Source organism: Pseudomonas sp. KH_050, assembly GCF_057838875.1.
Genome location: NZ_CM174478.1, coordinates 2,138,659 through 2,162,297, shown reverse-complemented (window position 1 = coordinate 2,162,297; position 23,639 = coordinate 2,138,659). Strand labels below are relative to the sequence as shown.

21 protein-coding genes are annotated in these 23,639 nt (G+C 61.3%); 10 read left to right on the top strand and 11 right to left on the bottom strand.

The window, feature by feature from the left end; all coding sequences use genetic code 11:
• The first annotated feature begins 103 nt into the window (after positions 1 to 103).
• The 8 genes from AC3IUA_RS09955 (at position 104) to hemN (ending at position 8,224) form a co-directional block, all read left to right on the top strand.
• Positions 104 to 358 carry a type II toxin-antitoxin system Phd/YefM family antitoxin gene (locus AC3IUA_RS09955; protein WP_489360455.1) on the top strand — a complete coding sequence of 85 codons (255 nt, stop codon included), beginning with the start codon at positions 104 to 106 and terminating at the stop codon, positions 356 to 358.
• A complete protein-coding gene (locus AC3IUA_RS09950; RefSeq protein ID WP_489360453.1) occupies positions 358 to 768 on the top strand; it encodes a type II toxin-antitoxin system VapC family toxin in 411 nt (136 codons plus the stop codon). Before AC3IUA_RS09955 ends, AC3IUA_RS09950 begins: the two co-directional genes overlap by 1 nt.
• 218 nt (positions 769 to 986) lie before the next feature.
• Positions 987 to 2,402, top strand: a complete 1,416-nt coding sequence (gene ccoG / locus AC3IUA_RS09945) for a cytochrome c oxidase accessory protein CcoG (protein ID WP_489360451.1) — start codon at positions 987 to 989, stop codon at positions 2,400 to 2,402.
• A gap of 11 nt (positions 2,403 to 2,413) precedes the next feature.
• Positions 2,414 to 2,947, top strand: coding sequence for a FixH family protein (locus AC3IUA_RS09940; RefSeq protein WP_489360449.1), 534 nt, complete (start codon positions 2,414 to 2,416; stop codon positions 2,945 to 2,947).
• A gap of 361 nt (positions 2,948 to 3,308) precedes the next feature.
• Positions 3,309 to 5,759, top strand: a complete 2,451-nt coding sequence (locus AC3IUA_RS09935; protein WP_489360447.1) for a heavy metal translocating P-type ATPase — start codon at positions 3,309 to 3,311, stop codon at positions 5,757 to 5,759.
• A 22-nt stretch (positions 5,760 to 5,781) separates the two neighbouring features.
• On the top strand, positions 5,782 to 6,015 hold the full coding sequence (gene ccoS / locus AC3IUA_RS09930; RefSeq protein ID WP_489360445.1) for a cbb3-type cytochrome oxidase assembly protein CcoS: 234 nt from the start codon (positions 5,782 to 5,784) through the stop codon (positions 6,013 to 6,015).
• Positions 6,008 to 6,691, top strand: a complete 684-nt coding sequence (locus AC3IUA_RS09925; protein ID WP_489360443.1) for a sulfite exporter TauE/SafE family protein — start codon at positions 6,008 to 6,010, stop codon at positions 6,689 to 6,691. Before ccoS ends, AC3IUA_RS09925 begins: the two co-directional genes overlap by 8 nt.
• Before the next feature lie 150 nt (positions 6,692 to 6,841).
• Positions 6,842 to 8,224, top strand: coding sequence for an oxygen-independent coproporphyrinogen III oxidase (gene hemN, locus AC3IUA_RS09920; RefSeq protein ID WP_489360441.1), 1,383 nt, complete (start codon positions 6,842 to 6,844; stop codon positions 8,222 to 8,224).
• A gap of 128 nt (positions 8,225 to 8,352) precedes the next feature.
• On the opposite strand, the gene AC3IUA_RS09915 is transcribed toward hemN, so the two are convergent.
• Entirely contained in the window at positions 8,353 to 8,832 is a 480-nt protein-coding gene (locus AC3IUA_RS09915) for a hypothetical protein (RefSeq protein WP_489360439.1), read from the bottom strand.
• 153 nt (positions 8,833 to 8,985) lie between these two features.
• Between AC3IUA_RS09915 and fnr the strand changes: the two genes are divergently transcribed.
• Together fnr and AC3IUA_RS09905 are read left to right on the top strand one after the other, a co-directional pair.
• Positions 8,986 to 9,720, top strand: coding sequence for a fumarate/nitrate reduction transcriptional regulator Fnr (gene fnr / locus AC3IUA_RS09910; protein WP_489360438.1), 735 nt, complete (start codon positions 8,986 to 8,988; stop codon positions 9,718 to 9,720).
• Positions 9,721 to 9,799: 79 nt separating this feature from the next.
• Positions 9,800 to 10,348: an adenine phosphoribosyltransferase gene (locus tag AC3IUA_RS09905; RefSeq protein WP_489360436.1), complete on the top strand. Its 549-nt coding sequence runs from the start codon at positions 9,800 to 9,802 to the stop codon at positions 10,346 to 10,348.
• A 515-nt stretch (positions 10,349 to 10,863) separates the two neighbouring features.
• On the opposite strand, the gene recR is transcribed toward AC3IUA_RS09905, so the two are convergent.
• The 10 genes from recR to AC3IUA_RS09855 form a co-directional block, all read right to left on the bottom strand.
• Positions 10,864 to 11,466 carry a recombination mediator RecR gene (gene recR / locus AC3IUA_RS09900; RefSeq protein ID WP_489360434.1) on the bottom strand — a complete coding sequence of 201 codons (603 nt, stop codon included), beginning with the start codon at positions 11,464 to 11,466 and terminating at the stop codon, positions 10,864 to 10,866.
• Between the two features lie 141 nt (positions 11,467 to 11,607).
• Complete coding sequence (locus AC3IUA_RS09895; protein ID WP_489360432.1) at positions 11,608 to 12,303, bottom strand: anaerobic ribonucleoside-triphosphate reductase activating protein; 696 nt, start codon at positions 12,301 to 12,303, stop codon at positions 11,608 to 11,610.
• The gene (gene nrdD / locus AC3IUA_RS09890; RefSeq protein WP_489360430.1) at positions 12,300 to 12,467 is read right to left on the bottom strand and encodes an anaerobic ribonucleoside-triphosphate reductase; all 168 of its coding nucleotides are present in this window, start codon (positions 12,465 to 12,467) and stop codon (positions 12,300 to 12,302) included. Before nrdD ends, AC3IUA_RS09895 begins: the two co-directional genes overlap by 4 nt.
• A gap of 31 nt (positions 12,468 to 12,498) precedes the next feature.
• Positions 12,499 to 14,514 (bottom strand): ribonucleoside triphosphate reductase, encoded by a 2,016-nt coding sequence (locus tag AC3IUA_RS09885; RefSeq protein ID WP_489360428.1) that lies wholly within the window; start codon positions 14,512 to 14,514, stop codon positions 12,499 to 12,501.
• Positions 14,515 to 14,865: 351 nt separating this feature from the next.
• Positions 14,866 to 15,858 (bottom strand): GTP 3',8-cyclase MoaA, encoded by a 993-nt coding sequence (gene moaA / locus AC3IUA_RS09880; RefSeq protein WP_489360426.1) that lies wholly within the window; start codon positions 15,856 to 15,858, stop codon positions 14,866 to 14,868.
• 25 nt (positions 15,859 to 15,883) lie between these two features.
• Complete coding sequence (locus tag AC3IUA_RS09875; protein ID WP_489360424.1) at positions 15,884 to 16,861, bottom strand: peptidylprolyl isomerase; 978 nt, start codon at positions 16,859 to 16,861, stop codon at positions 15,884 to 15,886.
• Positions 16,862 to 16,871: 10 nt separating this feature from the next.
• Positions 16,872 to 17,552 (bottom strand): respiratory nitrate reductase subunit gamma, encoded by a 681-nt coding sequence (narI, locus tag AC3IUA_RS09870; RefSeq protein WP_489360423.1) that lies wholly within the window; start codon positions 17,550 to 17,552, stop codon positions 16,872 to 16,874.
• Positions 17,545 to 18,300: a nitrate reductase molybdenum cofactor assembly chaperone gene (narJ, locus tag AC3IUA_RS09865; RefSeq protein WP_489360421.1), complete on the bottom strand. Its 756-nt coding sequence runs from the start codon at positions 18,298 to 18,300 to the stop codon at positions 17,545 to 17,547. The genes narI and narJ overlap by 8 nt, the downstream gene beginning before the upstream one ends.
• A gap of 2 nt (positions 18,301 to 18,302) precedes the next feature.
• A complete protein-coding gene (gene narH, locus AC3IUA_RS09860; RefSeq protein WP_489360420.1) occupies positions 18,303 to 19,841 on the bottom strand; it encodes a nitrate reductase subunit beta in 1,539 nt (512 codons plus the stop codon).
• Between the two features lie 11 nt (positions 19,842 to 19,852).
• Entirely contained in the window at positions 19,853 to 23,620 is a 3,768-nt protein-coding gene (locus tag AC3IUA_RS09855; RefSeq protein WP_489360418.1) for a nitrate reductase subunit alpha, read from the bottom strand.
• Positions 23,621 to 23,639 lie beyond the last annotated feature (19 nt).

Genomic DNA, 23,639 nt, shown 5'->3' with positions numbered 1-23,639 from the left:
ATGTACCCTTGTGTGACGTATAGAAACATTACTACATTTTTTATTGCTCGCCTCGGACCTTGGTAGTAACGTATCTACATAAGTGCTTCAGGAGTACTCGTCCATGACCGTCACCACCATTTCCAGCCGCGAGTTCAACCAGGACACAAGCGGTGCCAAAAAAGCCGCCCGTCAGGGGCCGGTTTTCATCACCGATCGTGGCAAGCCGGCCCATGTGCTGCTAAGCATGGAGGACTACCAAAAACTGACCGGCATCAGCACCAGCATTGTCGAGATGCTGGTCATGCCTCAGGCGCCTGAAATCGACTTCGAAACACAGCGCGCCGTCATCACCCCTCGGCCGGTGGACCTGTCCTGATGTTTTTACTCGATACCAATGTGGTTTCCGAATTGCGCAAAGCCCAGGCCGACAAGAATGTAACGGCTTGGGCGCGTAGCGTTGCCGCACCCAGCCTGTTTCTGTCGGCGATTACTGTGCTGGAGTTGGAAACCGGCATCCTGAGGGTAGAAAGGCGCGATCCGGCCCAAGGCGGCCTGTTGCGCTCGTGGCTGGACAACCATGTGATGACGGCGTTTGCCGGACGTATCCTGGCGGTCGACAGTGCAGTGGCATTACGTTGTGCCCGCCTTCATGTGCCGGACCGCAGCAATGAATGCGATGCGCTGATCGCGGCGACTGCGCTGGTGCATGGGCTGACGGTAGTCACCCGGAATATGGCGGACTTTCAGTCAAGCGGCGTTCGCCTGCTCAACCCGTGGGCCGATTGAGCGCCTCTCTCGACAAAACCGTCCATACTTGTAAGTCAATTGATTCAAATCACGACTTGTTACACTTGCTACACCATCTCTGGTTTTCTCCCAACGCGACCAAAGGTCGCACCCTTGATCTAGAGCTACAGGCGTATCATTGCGCCACTGCAATACTTTCTTGACCGCGGTCGGCATGTACTGACCGGGGCATTTTTCCACTGCCGTGGGATGCAATGATGAGCAATCAGATTCCGGTACACGACGTTACCCCGCCTGCCAAAAATTCGAATAACACTGTCGATCTCTACGCCTCTCGGGAAAAAATCTACACCCGCGCCTTCACCGGCCTGTACCGCAACCTGCGGATGATCGGCGGTGCCGGGCTGTTTCTGCTGTATTTCGGTACGGTCTGGCTGAACTGGGGTGGCCATCAGGCCGTCTGGTGGAACCTGCCGGAGCGCAAATTCTTCATCTTTGGCGCGACCTTCTGGCCTCAGGATTTCATCCTGCTCTCCGGCATCCTGATCGTTGCCGCCTTCGGTCTGTTCTTCATCACCGTCTATGCCGGGCGCGTCTGGTGCGGCTATACCTGCCCGCAGAGCGTCTGGACCTGGATCTACATGTGGTGCGAAAAGGTCACCGAAGGCGACCGCAACCAGCGCATCAAGCTCGACAAGGCGCCGATGAGCGCCAACAAATTCCTGCGCAAGTTCACTAAACACAGCCTCTGGCTGCTGATCGGCCTTGCCACCGGCATGACCTTTGTCGGTTATTTCTCGCCGATTCGTGAACTGACCCTCGACTTCTTCACCGGCCAGGCCGACGGCTGGTCGTATTTCTGGGTCGGTTTCTTCACCCTCGCCACTTACGGCAACGCCGGCTGGTTGCGCGAGCAGGTGTGCATTTACATGTGCCCCTATGCGCGCTTCCAGAGCGTGATGTTCGATAAAGACACGCTGATCGTCTCCTACGACCCACGGCGCGGTGAAGTTCGCGGCCCGCGCAAGAAAGACGCCGACTACAAGGCCATGGGCCTGGGCGACTGTATCGACTGCACCATGTGCGTTCAGGTCTGCCCGACCGGCATCGACATTCGCGATGGCCTGCAGGTCGAGTGCATCGGCTGCGCGGCCTGTATCGACGCCTGCGACAGCATCATGGACAAGATGAACTACCCGCGCGGACTGATCAGCTACACCACCGAGCACAACCTTTCCGGGCAAAAAACCAATAAACTGCGCCCTCGCCTGATCGGCTATGCGTTGGTGTTGCTGACAATGATCGGCCTGTTGATGGGCGCCTTTTTCATGCGTCCGCTGGTCGGGTTCGACGTCAGCAAGGACCGTGTGCTTTATCGTGAGAACGCCGAAGGCCGGATCGAGAACGTCTACAGCCTGAAAATCATGAACAAGGACCAGCGCGACCACACCTACCTGCTGGAAGCCTCTGGCCTGCCGGACCTCAAGCTGCAAGGCAAGCACGAGATCAAGGTCGGTGCCGGCGAGATCTTCAGTATGCCGGTCGAGTTGTCGAGCGCGCCGGAACGACTGCCATCGAGCACCAACGAGGTGAAATTCATCCTCAAGGGTCTCGATGACCCGGACATTCGTGTTGAAGCCAAGAGCCGTTTCATCGGCCCACAAATTCGTTGAGAGAAGTCACCATGCCCGCAGCAACTGCCGTAAGCCCTTGGTACAAGCATCTTTGGCCGTGGATCATTATCGGTATCCTGGCCTGTTCGATCACCCTGACCTTGTCGATGGTGACCATCGCGGTGAACAACCCGGATAACCTGGTCAACGACAACTATTACGAGGCCGGTAAAGGCATCAACCGCTCGCTGGACCGTGAACTGCTGGCCCAGACCCTGCAACTGCGTGCGAGCATGCATCTGGACGGCGTGACCGGCGAAGTCGAGTTGCGCCTGGACGGCAACAGCCAGCCGAAAAGCCTGGAGCTGAACCTGATCTCGCCGACTCAGCCGGAGAAGGATCGCAAGATCACGCTGGCGCAAAGTGATAGCGACCAGGGCCGCTATATCGGCCAGCTGCCCGACAAGATCGAAGGCCGGCGCTTCGTCGAATTGCTCGGTGTCGAGGACGGCCACACCTGGCGCATGTTCGAGGAAGAACAGGTCAGCCACGACAAGGACCTGCTGCTCGGTGATGAGCCGCTGCAGGGTGCGGAAGATTTGTAGGAGCTGCCGCAGGCTGCGATCTTTTGATCCTGGAAAGAATCGCAGCCTGCGGAAAATTTGTAGGAGCTGCCACAGGCTGCGATCTTTTGATCTTGGAAAGAATCGCAGCCTGCGGAAAATTTGTAGGAGCTGCCGCAGGCTGCGATCTTTTGATCTTGGAAAGAATCGCAGCCTGCGGAAAATTTGTAGGAGCTGCCGCAGGCTGCGATCTTTTGATCTTGGTTTTGCGGTGATCCAGGAAAGATCGCAGCCTCGTTTCACTCGTCAGCTCCTACGCTCCTACGCTCTTACGCTCTTACGCTCTTACGCTCTTACGCGCCTACAGCGATGAGGCCCTCCCGGACGATATAGACTCCACCCCATGACCACTCCAACCCCCTGCTACCACTGCGCCCTGCCCGTCCCTGCCGGCAGCCGGTTTACCGCCGTCGTTCTGGGCGAAACCCGTGAGCTTTGCTGCCCGGGATGCCAGGCTGTGGCCGAGGCGATTGTCGCCGGTGGCCTGGAAAGTTATTACAGCCATCGCAGCGAAGCTTCGGCCAACCCCGAAGCGCTGCCGGTGCAGCTGGTGGACGAGCTGGCGCTGTACGACCGCGCCGATGTCCAGCAACCTTTTGTCCGCCATGAAGGCGATCTCGCCGAAACCACCCTGCTGATGGAAGGCATCAGCTGCGCCGCCTGCGGCTGGCTGATCGAGAAACACCTGCGCAGTCTGCCGGCGGTGGCCGAAGCGCGCTTGAACCTGTCCAACCATCGTTTGCACGTGCGCTGGGTCGACAGCCAGTTGCCACTGAGCAAGGTGCTCAGCGAACTGCGGCACATCGGGTATGCCGCGCATCCGTATCAAGCCGACCGCGCCGCCGAGCAACTGGCCGGCGAAAACCGTCTGGCCCTGCGGCAACTGGGGGTCGCTGGCCTGCTGTGGTTCCAGGCGATGATGGCGACCATGGCCACCTGGCCGGAATTCAATATCGACCTGAGCCCCGAGTTGCACACCATCCTGCGTTGGGTCGCGCTGTTCCTCACCACCCCGATCGTGTTCTACAGCTGCGCGCCGTTCTTCAAGGGCGCCATGCGCGACCTGCGTACTCGCCACTTGACCATGGACGTTTCGGTGTCGCTGGCCATCGGTGGCGCCTATATCGCCGGTATCTGGACTGCGATCAGCGGGGTCGGCGAGCTGTATTTCGATGCGGTCGGCATGTTTGCCCTGTTCCTGCTGGCCGGCCGTTACCTGGAACGCCGCGCCCGGGAACGCACCGCCGCGGCCACCGCGCAGCTGGTGAATTTATTGCCCGCCTCCTGCCTGCGCATGAGCGCTGACGGCCAGAGCGAGCGCATCCTGCTCAGCGAATTGCGCCTGGGCGACCGGGTGCTGGTGCATCCCGGGGCGATTCTGCCGGCCGACGGCAAGATTCTCGACGGCCAGTCGAGCATCGATGAATCGCTGCTGACCGGCGAATACCTGCCACAACCGCGAACCCTCGGCGACGCGGTCACCGCCGGCACCCTGAACGTCGAAGGAGCATTGACCGTCGAAGTACTGGCCTTGGGGCAGGACACCCGGCTGTCAGCCATCGTCCGCCTGCTGGATCGCGCCCAGGCGGAAAAACCCCGGCTGGCGGAAATCGCCGACCGCGCCGCGCAATGGTTTCTGTTGCTGTCGCTGATCGCCGCGGCAGCCATCGGTTTGTTGTGGTGGGAGCTGGATTCATCCCGGGCATTCTGGATCGTCCTGGCGATGCTGGTGGCTACTTGCCCGTGCGCGCTGTCCCTGGCCACGCCGACTGCGCTGACCGCCGCCACCGGCACCTTGCACAAACTCGGCCTGCTGCTGACTCGCGGCCATGTGCTCGAAGGCCTGAATCAGATCGACACGGTGATTTTCGACAAGACCGGAACCCTCACCGAAGGGCGTCTGGCGCTGCGCTCGATTCGAGCGCTGGGTGCGCTGGACAGTGACCAGTGCCTGGGTCTCGCCGCCGCGCTGGAAAACCGCTCCGAACATCCGATCGCCCGGGCATTTGGTCGCGCGCCACTGGCCGCCGAAGAAGTTCTCGGCACACCGGGGCTGGGGCTTGAAGGACGGGTCGGTGAACAGCGCCTGCGGATCGGCCAGCCGGTGTTTGTCTGTGAGCTCAGCGGCTGCCCGGTACCGGCCATGCCCGATGAGCCCGGTCAGTGGCTGTTGCTCGGCGACAGCCAGGGTGCATTGGCCTGGTTCGTGCTCGACGACCGCCTGCGAGCCGATGCCCCCGCTCTGCTGGCCGCCTGCAAGGCTCGTGGCTGGCGCACACTGCTGCTGTCCGGCGACACCTCGCCGATGGTCGCCAGTGTCGCCGCCGAGCTGGGCATCGACGAAGCCCGCGGCGGTCTGCGCCCCGATGACAAGCTGCAAGTGCTGCAACAGTTGCACCTCGAAGGGCGCAAGGTGCTGATGCTCGGTGACGGGGTCAACGACGTGCCGGTGCTGGCCGCCGCCGACATCAGCGTGGCCATGGGCTCGGCCACCGACCTGGCGAAAACCAGTGCCGATGCGGTGCTGCTGTCCAACCGTCTCGAGGCGCTGGTGCAAGCGTTCAGCCTGGCTCGACGGACTCGCCGGGTAATCATCGAGAACCTGTTGTGGGCCGGGTTGTACAATGGCCTCATGTTGCCGTTCGCCGCCCTCGGCTGGATCACGCCGATCTGGGCGGCGGTCGGCATGTCCATCAGTTCGTTGACCGTGGTGCTCAACGCTTTGCGCCTGACTCGCATGCCGAGCCCGCCGCACGCCGGCGCCACGACCGAAAACCGCCCGCTGCCGGCCTGAGCCGCGCGGGCATGGAGTCAAGATGCCAGCTCTCTACGTGATGATCCCGGCCGCGCTGCTGATCGTGGCCATCGCTATTTTCATTTTCTTCTGGGCGGTCGACAGCGGTCAGTACGATGACCTCGACGGCCCGGCCCACAGCATTCTGTTCGACGACCAGGACCCGAATCACCAGGCTGCCGTCGACGAGGCCAGTGGTCAGCCGCCGAGCGCCGAGCCGGGGCAACCGAAAGACCAGGCGCCTCCCCATGCTTGAGCTGGCTCCGCTGCTGGTTTCCGCGGTGATCCTGGGTTTGCTCGGTGGCGGTCATTGCCTGGGCATGTGCGGCGGGCTGATGGGCGCGTTGACGCTGGCGATTCCCAAGGAGCAGCGCAGCCGACGCTTTCGTCTGTTGCTGGCGTACAACCTGGGGCGGATCCTCAGTTATGCCACGGCCGGCCTGCTGATCGGCCTGGCCGGCTGGGCGGTGGCCAACAGCCCGGCGGCGATGTTCATGCGGGTGCTCGCCGGGGTGCTGCTGGTTGTCATGGGGCTGTACCTGGCTGGCTGGTGGAGCGGCCTGACCCGCATCGAAAGCCTCGGGCGCGGCCTGTGGCGGCATATCCAGCCATTCGCCAATCGCCTGTTGCCGGTGTCGAGCCTGCCCCGCGCGTTGTTGCTGGGCGCGCTCTGGGGCTGGCTGCCGTGCGGCCTGGTCTACAGCACGCTGCTCTGGTCCGCCAGCCAGGGCAATGCCATTGACAGCGCACTGCTGATGCTCGCCTTCGGCCTCGGCACCTGGCCGGTGCTGCTGGCCACCGGCCTGGCCGCCGAACGGGTCACCGCCCTGTTGCGCAAACGCAGCGTGCGCATGACCGGCGGGCTGCTGGTGATGCTGTTCGGCATCTGGACCCTGCCGGGGCCGCATCAGCATTGGATGATGGGGCATTAGTAGGAGCTGCCGAAGGCTGCGATCTTTTGATCCTGGCGATACCACCGACGCCCCGATTTGGCCCAACCACCGTTGATGCAAATCAACATGCCCCTGGCCCCCACCCCCTAGACTCGCAGACACTGCCAGCCTATCCGGGGGAATGCCCGCATGCTCGACGCCATTCGTTGGGACTCAGATCTGATCCGCCGTTACGACCTGGCGGGGCCGCGCTATACCTCGTACCCGACCGCCGTGCAATTCGACAGCCGGGTCGGCACCTTCGACCTGCTCCACGCGCTGCGTGACAGCCGCAGGGCCCAACGGCCGTTGTCGCTGTATGTGCACGTGCCGTTCTGCGCGAACGTTTGCTATTACTGCGCCTGCAACAAAGTCATCACCAAGGACCGTGGGCGCGCCTTGCCTTATTTGCAGCGCCTCGAGCAGGAGATCCGGTTGATCGCCTGCCACCTCGCCCCCACCCGGCAGGTCGAGCAACTGCACTTCGGTGGCGGCACGCCGACGTATCTCAGTCATGACGAACTGCGCCAGCTGATGGCTCAATTGCGCAAGCATTTTAATCTGCTGGACAATGACTCCGGTGATTACAGCATCGAGATCGATCCACGGGAGGCCGACTGGTCGACCATGGGCCTGCTCCGTGAACTGGGTTTCAACCGCGTCAGCATTGGCTTGCAGGACCTCGACCCGGCGGTCCAGCGGGCGGTCAATCGGCTGCAGAGCCTGGAACAAACCCGCGCCGTGATCGACGCCGCACGCACCCTGCAGTTTCGCTCGATCAATATCGACCTGATCTACGGCCTGCCCAAGCAGACGCCTTCGAGCTTCGCCCGCACCATCGATGAAGTCATCAGCCTGCAACCGGACCGGCTCTCGGTGTTCAACTACGCGCATCTGCCTGAGCGCTTCACGCCGCAACAAAGGATCAACGCCAACGACTTGCCGACGCCTGCCGAAAAGCTGGAAATGCTCCAGCGCACCATCGAACAACTGACCGCGGCGGGTTATCGCTACATCGGCATGGATCACTTCGCCCTGCCCGACGACGAGCTGGCCATCGCCCAGGAAGACTCGACCCTGCAGCGCAACTTCCAGGGCTACACCACCCATGGTCATTGCGATCTGATCGGTCTCGGGGTCTCGGCCATCAGCCAGATCGGTGACCTGTACTGTCAGAACAGCAGCGATCTGAACCACTACCAGAGCGCTCTGGGTGACACGCACCTCGCCACCAGTCGCGGCCTGCTGTGCAATCAGGACGACCGTATCCGGCGGGAAGTGATTGCGCGACTGATTTGCAGTTTCAGCCTGGAATTCGCCGAGATCGACCTGGCGTTCAATATCGATTTTCGCGGTTACTTCGCCGAACTCTGGCCGCAACTGGAAGCCATGGCCAAGGACGGCCTGATCGAGCTCGACAATGAACGGCTCGAGGTGTTGCCGGCCGGACGGCTGCTGGTTCGTTCGGTGTGCATGGTCTTCGATGCGTACCTGCAACGGCAGAATCGCCAGCGCTTTTCGCGAGTGATTTGAGCGCCGGCTCGGCGTAGGAGCTGGCGAAGCCTGCGATCTTTTGGCAGTTCTGGAGATTGCCCAGGAGCAAGATCAAAAGATCGCAGCCTGCGGCAGCTCCTACAACCGGCATTGGTCGCGAGCCTGGACTAACTCATCGCCAACGACCCCGCCTGCATCACGGCTTCGGCACTCAATCCCGAATCCTTCATGGCCGTGGCCAAGGATGCATTGGCCGTCACCAGACCCGCATTCAGACCGCCGAGGGCAGTTTGCGCGTTACCCACCCTGGCCTGGGCCTGCTCCGGGGTAAGGCTTTTGTCCGCCATGACCGCCTGCATCTCCGCCAGTTTCTCGGCAATCTGTTGTTTCAGCTGGCGGATCATTTTCAAGATCTGCTGGATATTGTCCGGCAGACCGCTTTCTTCAATGTCGCTGTTTGCCGTTTTACTGGCCTCGGCAGCCTTTTGCAGGGCAGCCCCGGAAATAGTTACGCTGACGCCTTCTACGGTTTTGACCTGCTCGAGGGCCGGCGAAGCGCTCGTTTGCGGTTTGGCACTGTCCCTGGCGGGTTCGATCAGTGGCTGCAAGTTATTGCTGCTGTTGGTAATACCGCCAATGACCTGCATGATCCTGCTCCTTTAAATGGATCCAATTACAGTTCATCGGCCACTCATCCTGAAACTTTACGGCAGTGCGCCATTGTGGCGCGCGCTGGCCTGAACCTCCTCCGGTAAGGTACCCTTACGCCTTATGTGTGTTTTCCCACAAGGATTCAAGAAATGTCCGAGCCAGTAAAGCTGCGCGCTCATAACCAGGCCCATTGCAAGGATTGCAGCCTGGCCCCCCTCTGCCTGCCACTTTCTCTGAATCTGGAAGACATGGAAGCGCTGGACGAGATCGTCAAACGTGGTCGCCCGCTGAAAAAAGGCGAGTTTCTATTCCGCCAGGGTGATGCGTTCGATGCGGTCTTTGCAGTTCGCTCCGGTGCCTTGAAGACCTTCAGCCTGAGCGACGGCGGCGAGGAGCAGATCACTGGCTTCCACCTGCCCAGCGAACTGGTCGGGTTATCGGGCATGGACACCGAGAAGCACCCGGTGTCGGCGATAGCGCTGGAAACCACCTCGGTCTGTGAAATCCCCTTCGATCGCCTCGATGAGCTGGCGCTGTTGCTGCCGCAATTGCGCCGTCAGTTGATGCGCGTGATGAGCCGCGAAATTCGCGATGACCAGCAAATGATGCTGCTGCTCTCGAAAAAAACCGCTGACGAACGCATTGCGACCTTCCTGGTCAACCTGTCGGCGCGTTTCCGCGCCCGAGGCTTCTCGGCCAACCAGTTTCGCCTGAGCATGTCGCGCAACGAGATCGGTAACTACCTGGGGCTGGCAGTGGAAACCGTGTCCCGGGTGTTCACCCGCTTCCAGCAGAACGAGTTGCTCGCCGCTGAAGGCAAGGAAGTGCACATTCTCGATCCGATCCAGCTCTGTGCCCTGGCCGGCGGCTCGCTGGAAGGCTGACCTGGCCCGTCGTGGCTGAGCGAACAGGCTCAGCCGGGTTTATACTGCCGTGTTTGCAGCCTGCCAGGACACCACGACGATGGTCTTCGACTCCTTCGATATCAAATCCCTGATCCGCCCGGTGATCGACTTCCCCAAGCCAGGGGTGATCTTTCGCGACATCACACCCCTGTTCCAGTCGCCGAAGGCCTTGCGTCTGGTGGCGGACAGTTTTGCCCATCGTTATGTCGAAGCCGACTTCACGCACATCGGCGCCATGGATGCCCGGGGTTTCCTGATCGGCTCGATCCTCGCCTATCAGCTGAACAAACCGCTGATTCTGTTCCGCAAACAAGGCAAGTTGCCGGCCGATGTACTGTCCGAGGGTTATCAGACCGAATACGGCGAAGCCTTCCTTGAAGTCCACGCCGACAGCCTGTGCGAAGGCGATTCGGTGCTGATGTTCGATGACCTGATCGCCACCGGCGGCACGCTGATTGCCGCCGCCCAGCTGGTACGGCGCATGGGCGCACGGATTTTCGAAGCCGCGGCGATTATCGACCTGCCGGAACTGGGCGGCTCCCAGCGCCTGGAAGACATGGGCATCCCGACGTTCTGCCTGACGCAGTTTGCGTTGACGGATAAGTAAGGCATGAGCACAGATCTCTAGTGACTGATCTGCCGTCTTATCGCGAGCAGGCTCGTCCCCACAAAATCAAGATCAAAAGATCGCAGCCTGCGGCAGCTCCTACAGGGGATTGTGTACACCCACCCTATTGCGTCGGCGTTGGGGGATTGCCGGCACCCACGATACTGCAGGTGTACAGGGCCGGCGTAGGAGCTGGCGGAGCCTGCGATCTTTTCGGCGGCCCACACAGAGTCAAGATCAAAAGATCGCAGCCTGCGGCAGCTCCTACGGGGAATTGCGGACATCCACGATATTGCAGGTACATGCGGTCGGCGTTGGGGGGATTGCTGGCACCCACGATATTGCAGGTGTACACGGTCGGCGTTGGGGGATTGCAGACACCCACGATATTGCAGGTGTACACGGTCGGCGTTGGGGGATTGCAGTCACCCACGATACTGCAGGTGTACAGGGTCGGCGTAGGAGCTGCCGCAGGCTGCGATCTTTTCGGCGTCCACACTCCCCCGCAGGGAGGATTAAAGCGAGATCGGCTTGCGCCCGGCAAACGAATGGGCCAGGGTCCCGCCGTCCACCAGTTCCAGCTCGCCACCCAGTGGTACGCCGTGGGCGATGCGCGAGGTGATCAGGCCTTTGTCGCTCAGTAACTGGGCGATGTAATGCGCCGTGGCTTCGCCTTCCACCGTCGGGTTGGTGGCGAGGATGATCTCGCTGAAGGTGCCCTGTTCTTCGATTCGCGCCAGCAATTGCGGGATGCCGATGGCTTCGGGGCCGAGGCCGTCGAGTGGCGACAGGTGCCCCTTGAGCACAAAGTAGCGGCCGCGAAAGCCGGTCTGCTCAACGGCGTACACGTCCATCGGACCTTCGACCACGCACAGGATCGTATCGTCGCGGCGCGGGTCGGCGCATTGCGGGCAGAGGTCTTCTTCAGTCAGCGTGCGGCACAAACGACAATGCCCGACCCCTTCCATGGCCTGTTTCAAAGCCAGGGCCAGGCGCGAACCGCCGCTGCGATCGCGCTCGAGCAATTGCAGCGCCATGCGCTGGGCGGTTTTCTGACCCACACCCGGCAAAATGCGCAGGGCATCGATCAATTGGCGAATCAGGGGGCTGAAGCTCATGGCACAAAGGTCCGACAAAACAACGAGAGGCGGTTTATACCCGCGCCCAGGTTAACCGTCAAATACCAGGGTGCCTGCCCGCCAGCCGGCCCTGTCAAATGCTCCCCCGATTGATACCTTGATCATCATCCATGGCAACGCCTAGCCTCGTAATACAAACTGCGGGAACAACTCGCGCATGACCGCCCATAGTTCGGCCTGCTCGGCCTGTGCGGAAATACTCGACAAATGCGGATCGAGCATGCGCGCAGTCCTGACCAGTTGCACGGCAAAGCGCTTGACGCCTAGTGCGCTCAGCCGCCGGGCCAGGATCAACAAACGCTCCGGGTCGAACAAGTGCCAATGCACCGTGGTGCGGCACTCATAGTCGACACCGCTGGCCAGCAGATACTCCAGGCTGCGCCAGTTGGCGGTGCCGCTGCCGGCTATGCGGGTGATGGTCCGGCAATCCTCGGGCAAGGCCTTGATATCGAATCCGACCCAATCAGCCTCCGTCACCACCTTGGCAAAGGCCGCCGGTTTGATCCCGGCGCTGTGCAAGCCGATGCGAAAACCCATCGCCCGCACTTCATCCATGGCGCCGGCCAGGCCGTCCTGCAGCGTCGGTTCACCACCGCTGAAGACCACCGCGTCGAGCAAGCCCTGGCGCCGTTGCAGAAACGCCAGCACCCGACACCACTCCACTTCTTCGCTGCCGCGAGGCGGGATCAGTTGCGGGTTATGGCAATAGCGGCAGCGCCAGGCGCACCCCTGGCAAAACAGCACACAGGCCAGTTGCCCCGGATAGTCGAGGGTGGTCAGGGGCACCATGCCCCCGACCCGAAGCGTTCGACTCATTGGCGCCCGGCCAGTGCCGCGCCTTCAGTGAAGTGGACCCGCTCGCGGTGTTCGGACTGCTTGCCCGGATTGAACGCCGCTACCGGACGGTGATAGCCCATCACCCGGGTCCAGACTTCGCAGCGTTGACGTTGAGCCAGGGGCAGGGTTTGCGATGCATTCATGATGAGGTTCCTTGCAGTTGAGTGAATCGAATCAATGAGCGGTGCCGAGGTTCTGCTCGCGCAGCAGCAATACTTCGTCGCATTTGGGGCAGAATTCATGTTCGCCATCGAGGTAGCCATGCACCGGGCAGATGGAGAAGGTCGGGGTCACGGTCAGGTAAGGCAGGCGGAAACGTCCGAGGGCCTTGCGCACCAGTTGCTTGCAGGCCTGGGTCGAGGAAATCCGCTCGGCCATGTACAGATGCAGTACGGTGCCGCCGGTGTACTTGCATTGCAGTTCGTCCTGAAGCTCCAGCGCCTCGAAAGGATCGTCGGTAAAGCCCACCGGCAGTTGCGAGGAGTTGGTGTAGTACGGCGCCTCGACGCTGCCGGCCTGGAGAATGTCGGGGTAACGCTTGCGATCTTCCTTGGCGAAGCGATAGGTGGTGCCTTCGGCCGGGGTCGCTTCGAGGTTGTACAGGTGACCGGTTTCCTCCTGGAATCGCAGCAATGTCCCGCGCACATGGTCCAGCAGATCCAGGGCAAATTGCCGGCCTTTCTCGGTGTGCATGCCCTGCTCGTCGCCGGTGTAATTGCGCAGCATCTCGTGCAGGCCGTTGAGTCCGATGGTGGAAAAGTGGTTACGCAAGGTGCCCAGGTAACGCTTGGTGTAGGGGTACAAACCGGCATCCATATGGTGCTGGATCACCTTGCGCTTGACCTCCAGGCTCTCCATCGCCAGTTCCATCAGCGTGTCCAGACGCTGCAGCAAGCCGCTGGTATCGCCCTTGAACAGATAGCCCAGGCGCGCACAGTTGATAGTGACCACCCCCAGCGAACCGGTCTGTTCCGCCGAGCCGAACAGACCGCCACCGCGCTTGAGCAACTCGCGCACGTCCAGCTGCAGGCGGCAGCACATGGAGCGCACCTGATTGGGTTGCAGATCGGAATTGAGGAAGTTCTGGAAGTACGGCAAGCCGTAACGCGCGGTCATCTCGAACAGGCGGTCGGCGTTTTCACTGTCCCAGGGGAAGTCATGGGTAATGTTGTAGGTGGGTATCGGAAAGGTGAACACCCGTCCTTTCGCATCGCCGGCCTGCATCACTTCGATATAGGCGCGGTTGAGCAGGTCCATTTCGACTTGCAGGTCGCCATAGGCAAACGGCATTTCCTCACCGCCGATGCTCGGAATCTGTTCACGCAGATCCTGCGGGCAGACCCAGTCGAAGGTCAGGTTGGTAAAGGGTGTCTGGGTGCCCCAGCGCGAAGGCACGTTGAGGTTGTAGATGAACTCCTGGATCGCCTGGCGCACTTCCTGATAGCTCAGTTTGTCCTGACGCACGTAGGGCGCCAGGTAGGTATCGAACGAGCTGAATGCCTGGGCGCCGGCCCATTCGTTTTGCAGGGTGCCGAGAAAATTCACCATCTGCCCCAGGGCGCTGCTCAGGTGCTTCGGCGGGCCGGCTTCGACGCGCCCGGGCACGCCGTTCAAGCCCTCGTGCAGCAAGGTGCGCAGCGACCAGCCGGCGCAGTAACCGGCGAGCATGTCCAGGTCGTGCACATGCAAATCCGCCTCGCGGTGAGCCTGGCCGATCGCCTCGCTATAGACCTCGTCCAGCCAATAGTTGGCGGTGACCTTGCCCGACACGTTCAGCACCAGCCCGCCCAGGGAATAACCCTGGTTGGCGTTGGCCTGGACCCGCCAGTCTTCACGGTCCAGGTATTCGTTCATCGACGTTGCCACCTCGACCATGGTCCGGCGGTCACGGCGCAAGCGTCCGTGCTGTTCGCGGTAAACGATGTAAGCGCGCATGGCGAGGAAAAAACCGGCGTCCATCAGGACCCGTTCAACCCGATCCTGGATCTGCTCGACATTCAGTCGCGCCTGCCCTTCCAGACGGGCCAGTACCGCGTCGAGCAACCCCTCGGCCTCGGGCTCGGCAAACTCGCCGGTGGCCTTGCCGGCGGCGATCAACGCCTGGCGGATCTTGTCCGCATCGAAGGCGACCAGACTGCCATCGCGCTTGTGCAAGCGGTTACACCCTACTGAGATCAGCGTGCTCTGCATTTGGTCTCCGGACACTACATATAGATGTTTTGAGCTTTATAAACACAACATGCGGTGAAGACTACGGACAAAGGGCAGTTCTGCAATTGATCGACGTCAAGAATGGGCGGACAAAAAAAAGCCGCCTGAAGGCGGCGAAGAGAAACTATTGAAAAGCCGGTGAGAACACTGTGGCGAGGGAGCTTGCTCCCGCGGCCCGGTCCGCGCTCGGGCGTAGCGGTCGTAATCCGGCAAACGCGTTTTGTCTGAATACTCGCGGTGCCTTATTTAGGGTCGCTTCGCAACCCAGCGGGAGCAAGCTCCCTCGCCACAGGTTTTGTGTTCGGCAGAATCTTTTCTTAACGGACCGATTCAACCACCACTCACATTCATGAACCGCAAGATCTGCACCTCGCCCTCCGGGTTGAAATCATGACGCAACGGCTTGCCGCGCAAGGCCTTCTGCACCGCATTGATCAGCGGCTGGTCATCCAGCGGATAACGCCGCAGCAAGCCGCGCAAATCCAGCGAGTCCTCCTGCCCCAGGCACAGCAGCAACCGCCCTTCGACGGTCATCCGCACCCGGTTGCAGCTGCCGCAGAAGTTGTGGCTATTGGGTGAAATGAAACCGATCCGGGTCTCCGGATGGCGTTCCAGGCGCACATAACGCGCAGGTCCGCCACTGGATTCGGTGCTGTCGAGCAAGCCATGATGGCTGGCGATCAGTGCCCGCACCTCGTCACTGGAGCAGAACGACTCACCCCGGGAACGCCCGACTTCGCCCAAGGGCATTTCTTCGATAAAGCTGATATCGATTTTTTGCTCGATGGCGTACTGCACCAGCGCCGGGACTTCATCGAAGTTGCGGCCTTTCATCACCACGCAGTTGAGTTTGATCCGCTCAAAGCCGGCACCGCGCGCCGCCTCGATGCCGCCGAGCACCTGATCGAGATCGCCGTTGCGGGTGATCGCACGAAACTTCTGCCCATCCAGGCTATCAAGGCTGATGTTCATCCGCTTGACCCCGGCTTCGACCAACGGCCCGGCCAGGCGGCCGAGCTGCGAGCCGTTGCTGGTCATCACCAGTTCGCGCAACCCGGGCAAGGCGGCGATGTTGCGGCACAGCCCGACGATACCCGGACGGATCAGCGGCTCGCCGCCGGTCAGGCGGATCTTGCGCACTCCCAGGCCGACGAACAGGGTCGCCAGGCGCTGCAGTTCTTCGAGCGTAAGGACCTGCTGACGCGGCAGGAAGGTCATGTTTTTCGCCATGCAATACACACAGCGAAAATCACAACGATCGGTCACCGACATCCGCAGATAATCGATCTGCCGTCCAAAACCATCCTGCATGACACTGCTCATCAGATTTTCCCGGTTGGCCTGGTGGTCACTGCACCAGCGGTGAGTCGGCGCCCTGCAAGTGGATACCGCGAATATCCGCGGCACCGATCAGGGTTTGCAGGTATTGCACCAGGGCTTTCTGCCAGACGCCCTGCTGCAACTGCGTGCGGATGGCGGTCGAGACCACCTCATAGGGCAACGGCATGCCTTCGATCCGTTGATCGACACTGACCACGTGCCAGCCGTATCGACTCTCCAGCGGTTTACTGGCCAGTCCCGGCGCCAGGGTAAACAGCTGACGCTCCAGCTCGGGCACGGTCTGGCCCTTGCTGATCTGCCCCAAGGAACCGCCCTGGGCCTTCGATGGACAGGCCGAGTAGTTCAGCGCCAGCTGGGAAAAACTGCCGGGGAAATCAGTCAGGCGCTGCAGCAGGACTTCGGCCTGATCGTGCGCCAGGCCGCGGGCTTCGGCATCGTCCGGGGCACATTCGAGCAGGATGTGCCGTATCGCCAGCAACGGCGCGCTGTGAAAGCGCCCGCGATTGTTTTCGTAATAACGAAGGCAGGTCTCCTCGTCGCACTGCGGCACCTGAACCTCCTGTTCGAGCAACAACCGGGTGGCCGCTTCCTCTTCGTTCTCGCCGGCGCCAATCTGCAACGTCAGGTCGAGTTCGGCGACTCGCTGCTGCAGCAACTCGCGGATCACCAGCGCCCGGGCGGCCAGATAGACTGCCTCCTCGCGGCTTTCGGCCGGGTGATATTGCAGCTCCTGGGCCATGGCTTCAGAGGTGATCGAGACCTCGTTGACGCTGATGATCGGCCACTCCTGCTCGCTGCTGGCGATCAGTTGCGCCGCAGCGCCGTCGCCAGCAGCCGCCGCCGGTTCACCCGGCAGCGCTTCAAACTGCACGGCCCCTTGCGGCGCGATGTCGAGCACTTCTGGCACTACAGGCTCGTCTTTCTTTGAAGAACCGCAGCCACCGCTGCCCCCTTTACCGCCGCCACATCCACATCCACCTGACATGATGATCTCCTCAGATTTTCTGCCGAACGATTTGATAACGCCGTCCCAGGTACCAGATCGGTGCACTGACCACATGTACAAGACGGGTGAAAGGAAACAGCACGAACAGGGTCAAACCGAGTAACACGTGCAGCTTGTAGATCATGCCGACCGGCCCGATGGCCGCCGCCGCTTCCACCGGACGCAACAGCACAGTGTTCTGCGCCCAATCGGCGAGCATCACCATCACCGAGCCGTCCATATGGGCGGTGGATGCGACGATGGTCAGCAGACCGAGCAGCAACTGCGCCAGCAGCACCAGCAGCACCAGAATGTCCGAAGTGCTGGAGGTGGAGCGCACTCGAGGGTCGCTCAACCGCCGGTTGACCAGCATCAGCAAGCCCACCAGGCACAGCAGGCCAAAGAAGCCGCCGGAGACCATCGCCAGCAACTGCTTGTTCTCGGTGCTGATCACATGGTGATAGATCGACGCCGGGGTCAGCAGGCCGACGAAGTGCCCGGCCAGCACGAACAACACACCGATGTGGAAGAAGTTGCTCGCCACGCGCATCCCGCGCTGGTTGAGCATCTGGCTGGAGCCAGCCTTCCAGGTGTACTGCGACAGATCGAAGCGCGCCCAGCTGCCAATCACGCAAATGGCCAAGGCGACGTAGGGATAGATCCCGAACAACAACAGATTCCATTTAGACATTGCCTACCTCCTTGGCTGGCACGGCGGCCAGCCCTTCATGCTGAAAATCCACCCAGTGCAGCGGCACCGGGCTTTCCTCGCGGGCCTTGCCGGGTGCGCTTGGCAGCGCACTGCAACGGTCCTGCTGTTCGGCCTGGAGAAAGTCCACGGCCTCCTCTTCCCAGATCTTGTCGAGGGCTTCGAGGGAGTCGTCGCGAGGTTCCGCGGCGACCTGTGCCCGCAGCTCGGCCACCGCTTGCCGGGGCTCGGCCCCGGCGATCTGCAACAGCGCCCGGAAGCAGCTGGCATAAGCGCTTTCGCGCTCCTCCAGGCGTGCCGCGAGCAAGGCCAGCAGGTGCGAAACATCGGCCAGGCCCTCGCGGGCCTCGAGGTTTTCGCGGGTGGAGAGGTACTCCAGGTAAAGCGGGATATAGTCCGGCAGCTCCTTGACGCCGATGGCAAACCCGGCCTTTTCGTATTGCGCCATCATGTCGACCATGGCCTGGCCACGGTCGCGGGATTCGCCGTGGACATGCTCGAACAGCAGCAGCGACAGCGAACGCCCCCGGCCGAACAGCGCACCGTAGTGCTCCTGCCCGTCCATCAGGTCATTGGCGCAGATCAGTTCGAGCAGTTCGAACAATGCGCCGCGTTGCGTGGGGCTGATTTCCCGGGACTGGATAATCGCCTGCTCCAGTTCGTCGCGACCGGCAATCAGGGTCTCGGTCGGATAATCGAGCAGCAGCGAAATCACTTTGAGAATGCGCATGCTCATTCCTCCCACAACTGGACGGTTTTCAGAATGTCGCGGCGGTTGGCCTTCTTGGCGCCGAACATGTTGGTGTCGGAGCTGCCACTACAGCCGCTGCCGAAACTGAAACCACAACCCGAGCGTTCGGCAAAGGCGTCACTCATGGCGTCTTCACGGTGGGCGCTGGGCACCACGAAACGGTCTTCGTAGTTGGCGATCGCCAGGTAGCGATACATCTCCTCGACCTGAGCCACGCTCAAGCCGACATCCTTCAGCACTTGCAGGTCCTGGACGCCGTCGACTTGCTCGGAACGTTTGTAGGCGCGCATGGCCAGCAAGCGTTTGAGCGCCCGCTTGACCGGTTTCTCATCGCCCGCAGTCAGCAGGTTGGCCAGGTAGCGCAAGGGAATGCGCAGGCTGTCGACATCCGGGATCACCCCGTTCATGCCCACGGTGCCGGCGGTGGCGGCATTCTGGATCGGTGACAGTGGCGGCACATACCAAACCATCGGCAAGGTGCGGTATTCCGGGTGCAGCGGCAGTGCCAGCTTCCAGTCCACGGCCATCTTGTAGACCGGCGAACGCTGCGCGGAATCGATCACCGACTGCGGGACACCGTCGGCCAGGGCCTGGCGAATCACTGCCGGGTCGTTCGGGTCGAGGAAAATCTCCAGTTGTTTCTCGTACAGATCCTGCTCATTGGCGGTGCTCGCCACTTCGCTGATGCGGTCGGCGTCATACAGCAGCACACCGAGGTAACGAATGCGCCCGACACAGGTTTCCGCGCAAACGGTCGGCATCCCGGCTTCGATTCGCGGGTAGCAGAAGATGCACTTCTCGGATTTACCGCTTTTCCAGTTGAAGTAAATCTTCTTGTACGGGCAGCCGCTGATGCACATCCGCCAGCCGCGGCATTTCTCCTGGTCGATCAGGACAATCCCGTCTTCTTCGCGCTTGTAGATCGCCCCGCTCGGGCAGGCTGCTGCACACGCAGGGTTGAGGCAGTGCTCGCACAGGCGCGGCAAATACATCATGAACGTATTTTCATACTCGCCGTAAATGTCGGCCTGGATCTTGTCGAAGTTCTTGTCCTTGCGGCGCTTGGCGAATTCGGTGCCGAGGATTTCTTCCCAGTTCGGGCCCCACTCGATTTTTTCCATGCGCTTGCCGGAGACCAGCGAGCGCGGCCGCGCGGTGGGCTGGTGCTCGCCCAGCGGCGCGGTGTGCAGGTGCTGATAGTCGAAGTCGAACGGTTCGTAGTAATCGTCGAGGCTCGGCAGGTCCGGGTTGGCGAAAATATTCGCCAACACGCGGAATTTGCCGCCGATCCGTGGGTTGATCGTGCCGTTGGCATTGCGGATCCAGCCGCCTTTCCACTTGTCCTGGTTTTCCCATTCTTTCGGGTAGCCGATCCCGGGTTTCGATTCGACGTTGTTGAACCAGGCGTATTCCATGCCTTCGCGGCTGGTCCAGACGTTTTTGCAGGTGATCGAGCAGGTGTGGCAACCGATGCACTTGTCCAGGTTCAGAACCATGCCGATCTGTGAGCGAATTTTCATGACTGTTCTCCTCAATCCATCTCAGTCGGCAAAGGCTGCGGCAGGTCATCGCCTGTCGAACCATCGAGCCAGTCGACTTTGGCCATCTTGCGCACCACGACGAATTCATCGCGGTTGCAACCGACCGTGCCGTAATAGTTGAAACCGTAGGCCTGCTGGGCATAGCCACCGATCATGTGGGTCGGCTTGAGCACCACCCGGGTGACCGAGTTGTGATGGCCGCCGCGGGTCTTGGTGGTTTCCGAGCCGGGCACGTTCACGATCCGTTCCTGGGCGTGGTACATCATCACCATGCCGTCCTTGACTCGCTGGCTGACCACCGCTCGGGCGGTCAGCGCGCCGTTGACGTTGAAGCACTCGATCCAGTCGTTGTCCTCGATGCCGGCGCGTTTCGCGTCGTTCTCCGAGAGCCAGACAATCGGTCCGCCACGGCTGAGGGTGAGCATCAGCAGGTTGTCGCTGTAGGTACTGTGGATGCCCCATTTCTGGTGCGGGGTGATCCAGTTCAGGACGATTTCGGTCTCGCCGTTGCTGCGCTTGCCTTTCACCCCTTCGATGGTCCGGGTGTTGACCGGTGGCCGGTAACTCATCAGCTGCTCGCCGAACGCCTGCATCCACGGGTGATCCTGGTAGAACTGCTGGCGACCGGTGATGGTGCGCCATGGGATGGCTTCGTGAACGTTGGTGTAGCCGGCGTTGTAGCTGACGTGATCGTCTTCGAGACCGGACCAGGTCGGGCTGGAAATGATCTTGCGCGGCTGTGCCTGGATGTCGCGGAAACGAATCGCTTCGTGGGCCTTGGACAGCGCCAGGTGGCTGTGGTCGATGCCGGTGAATTCCGACAGCGCGGCCCAGGCCTTGACGGCAACATGGCCGTTGGTTTCCGGCGCCAGCGACAGAATCACTTCAGCAGCGTCGATTGCCGTGTCGATTTTCGGCCGACCCTGGCTGATACCGGCGGCGCGTTCCTTGTGATTGAGTTCGCCGAGGAATTTCACTTCGGCGTCGGCGTTCCAGTTGATGCCCTTGCCGCCGTTGCCGTGTTTTTCCAGCATTGGCCCAAGGGAGGAGAACTGCTTGTAGATGTTCGGGTAGTCACGCTCCACCACATGCAGGTTCGGCGCGTTCTTGCCCGGCTCAGGCGCCACTCCGGCACTTTTCCAGTCAGTGCCGCCAAATGGCTGGGCCAGTTCGCCGACGCTGTCGTGCATCAACGGGATGGTCACCAGATCTTTTTCAACCCCCAGGTGTCCGACCGCCATGCTGGAAAACGCCTTGGCGATGCCTTTGTAGATTTCCCAGTCGGAGCGCGATTCCCAGGCCGGGTCGATGGCTGCCGACAGTGGGTGAATGAACGGGTGCATGTCCGAGGTGTTCATGTCGTCTTTTTCGTACCAGGTTGCGGTCGGCAACACGATGTCGGAATAGACGCAGGTCGAAGACATGCGGAAGTCCAGGGTGGTGACCAGATCGAGCTTGCCGATGGCGCCCTCGGCGACCCATTCGGCTTCTTGCGGCTTGCAGTCGCCGACCTGGCCGATGTCTTCGTTCATCACCCCGTTCTTGGTGCCGAGCAGGTACTTGAGCATGTACTCATGGCCTTTGCCCGAGGAGCCCAGCAGGTTCGAACGCCAGATAAACATGTTGCGCGGGAAGTTCACCGGGCTGTCCGGCTGTTCGCAGGAGAAGCGCAGGGAGCCGTCTTGCAGCGACTTGACCACGTAGTCCTTGGGGTCCATGCCGGCGGCTGCGGCATCGCGGCAGATATGCAGCGGGTTGGTGTTGAGTTGCGGCGCGCTGGGCAACCAGCCGGCGCGTTCGGCGCGGATGTTGTAGTCCAGGGCATGCTCGGGGAACTGGCTTTTGTCGGCCAGTGGCGAGAGCACGTCGTGCATGCTCATTTTCTCGTGGCGCCATTGCGAGCTGTGGGCATAGAAGAAGCTGGTGCCGTTCATTTGCCGCGGCGGACGGTTCCAGTCCAGGCCGAACGCCAATGGCAGCCAGCCGCATTGCGGACGGAGTTTTTCCTGACCGACATAGTGCGCCCAGCCGCCACCGGTCTGGCCAACGCAACCGCAGAGCATGAGCATGTTGATCAGCCCGCGGTAGTTCATGTCCATGTGGTACCAGTGGTTCATCGCCGCGCCGACGATGATCATCGAGCGACCCTTGGTCTTGTCGGCGTTATCGGCGAACTCACGGGCGATCTGGATGGCTTTCTCACGGCTGACGCCGGTGATCTGCTCCTGCCAGGCCGGGGTCCCGGGGACGCTGGCGTCGTTGTAATCCTTGGCGACGTTAGCGCCACCCAGGCCACGATCGATCGCCAGGTTGGCCGCCGACAGGTCGAACACGGTGGCGACTTTCGCCACGCTGCCGTCGGCCAGGACCACGTTATGCACCGGCACGCGGCGGTATTGCACGGCATCGCCAGCGACGTGCTGGAAGTGCTCGTGGGACTCGCCGGCAAAATACGGGAAGGCCACTTCGGCGACGTCGTCACCGATCAGGCTCAGTTTCAGATCGATCTCACGGCCTTCGCCGCCTTCACGGGGGAGGATGTTCCACTTGCCCTTCTCGCCCCAGCGATAACCGATGGAACCCTGAGGTGAAACCAGCTCACCGCTGACATCCAGGGCGATGGTTTTCCATTCCGGGTTGTTTTCCTGGCCGAGGTTGTCGGTCAGGTCACTGGCACGCAGGAACCGGTCCGGCTGGTAACCGGCGCCCGGTGCCACGTCGACCATTTGCTTGAGCAGCACCAGCACCGGCAAGTCGGTGAAGCGCTTGGCGTAGTCGGTGAAATAGGCGCTCGGCTTGTCCAGGTGGAATTCTTTGAAGATCACATGGTTGAACGCCTGGGCCAGCGCCGCATCGGTGCCCTGCTTGGGGTTCAGCCACAGGTCGGTGAGCTTGGCCACTTCCGAGTAGTCCGGAGTGATAGCAACCGTCTTGGTGCCCTTGTAGCGGACTTCGGTGAAAAAGTGCGCGTCCGGGGTACGGGTCTGCGGAACGTTGGAGCCCCAGGCAATGATGTAGTTGGCGTTGTACCAGTCGGCCGATTCCGGCACGTCGGTCTGCTCGCCCCAGACCATGGGCGATGCCGGTGGCAAGTCGCAGTACCAGTCATAGAAGCTCAGGCAGGCGCCGCCGATCAGCGACAGGTAACGCGAACCCGCGGCGTAGCTGACCATCGACATGGCCGGAATCGGCGAGAAGCCGACAATCCGGTCAGGGCCGTATTGCTTGATGGTGTAGACATTGGAAGCGGCGATGATCTCGTTGACTTCCTCCCAGCTGGAACGAATGAAGCCACCCATGCCACGCTTGCTTTTATAGGAGTCGGCCTTGACCTTGTCCTCGACGATGCTGGCCCAGGCTTCCACCGGTGCCATGGTCTGCCGTGCGTCGCGCCAGAGCTTGAGCAACGGCTTGCGGATTTTCGGGTACTTGAGCCGGTTGGCGCTGTAGATGTACCAGCTGTAACTGGCGCCACGGGGACAGCCACGGGGCTCATGGTTCGGCAGATCGTTACGGGTACGCGGGTAGTCGGTCTGCTGGGTTTCCCAGGTGATCAGACCGTTCTTGACGTAGATTTTCCAGGAGCAGGATCCGGTGCAGTTCACCCCATGGGTGGAGCGCACGATCTTGTCGTACTGCCAGCGGGAACGGTAAACGTTCTCCCAATCGCGGGACTCTTTGCGGGTTTCTCCATGACCTTCGGAGAACTCGCCTTGCTTGCGATTGAAAAACCGCAACTGATCCAGTAAATGACTCACGGTGTATACCTCTCAGGCT

Coding starts and splice junctions, on each gene's coding strand:
- AC3IUA_RS09955 (WP_489360455.1), top strand. CDS start 104: ATGACCGTCACCACCATTTCCAGCCGCGAGTTCAACCAGGACACAAGC.
- AC3IUA_RS09950 (WP_489360453.1), top strand. CDS start 358: ATGTTTTTACTCGATACCAATGTGGTTTCCGAATTGCGCAAAGCCCAG.
- ccoG (WP_489360451.1), top strand. CDS start 987: ATGAGCAATCAGATTCCGGTACACGACGTTACCCCGCCTGCCAAAAAT.
- AC3IUA_RS09940 (WP_489360449.1), top strand. CDS start 2,414: ATGCCCGCAGCAACTGCCGTAAGCCCTTGGTACAAGCATCTTTGGCCG.
- AC3IUA_RS09935 (WP_489360447.1), top strand. CDS start 3,309: ATGACCACTCCAACCCCCTGCTACCACTGCGCCCTGCCCGTCCCTGCC.
- ccoS (WP_489360445.1), top strand. CDS start 5,782: ATGCCAGCTCTCTACGTGATGATCCCGGCCGCGCTGCTGATCGTGGCC.
- AC3IUA_RS09925 (WP_489360443.1), top strand. CDS start 6,008: ATGCTTGAGCTGGCTCCGCTGCTGGTTTCCGCGGTGATCCTGGGTTTG.
- hemN (WP_489360441.1), top strand. CDS start 6,842: ATGCTCGACGCCATTCGTTGGGACTCAGATCTGATCCGCCGTTACGAC.
- AC3IUA_RS09915 (WP_489360439.1), bottom strand. CDS start 8,832: ATGCAGGTCATTGGCGGTATTACCAACAGCAGCAATAACTTGCAGCCA.
- fnr (WP_489360438.1), top strand. CDS start 8,986: ATGTCCGAGCCAGTAAAGCTGCGCGCTCATAACCAGGCCCATTGCAAG.
- AC3IUA_RS09905 (WP_489360436.1), top strand. CDS start 9,800: ATGGTCTTCGACTCCTTCGATATCAAATCCCTGATCCGCCCGGTGATC.
- recR (WP_489360434.1), bottom strand. CDS start 11,466: ATGAGCTTCAGCCCCCTGATTCGCCAATTGATCGATGCCCTGCGCATT.
- AC3IUA_RS09895 (WP_489360432.1), bottom strand. CDS start 12,303: ATGAGTCGAACGCTTCGGGTCGGGGGCATGGTGCCCCTGACCACCCTC.
- nrdD (WP_489360430.1), bottom strand. CDS start 12,467: ATGAATGCATCGCAAACCCTGCCCCTGGCTCAACGTCAACGCTGCGAA.
- AC3IUA_RS09885 (WP_489360428.1), bottom strand. CDS start 14,514: ATGCAGAGCACGCTGATCTCAGTAGGGTGTAACCGCTTGCACAAGCGC.
- moaA (WP_489360426.1), bottom strand. CDS start 15,858: ATGAGCAGTGTCATGCAGGATGGTTTTGGACGGCAGATCGATTATCTG.
- AC3IUA_RS09875 (WP_489360424.1), bottom strand. CDS start 16,861: ATGTCAGGTGGATGTGGATGTGGCGGCGGTAAAGGGGGCAGCGGTGGC.
- narI (WP_489360423.1), bottom strand. CDS start 17,552: ATGTCTAAATGGAATCTGTTGTTGTTCGGGATCTATCCCTACGTCGCC.
- narJ (WP_489360421.1), bottom strand. CDS start 18,300: ATGCGCATTCTCAAAGTGATTTCGCTGCTGCTCGATTATCCGACCGAG.
- narH (WP_489360420.1), bottom strand. CDS start 19,841: ATGAAAATTCGCTCACAGATCGGCATGGTTCTGAACCTGGACAAGTGC.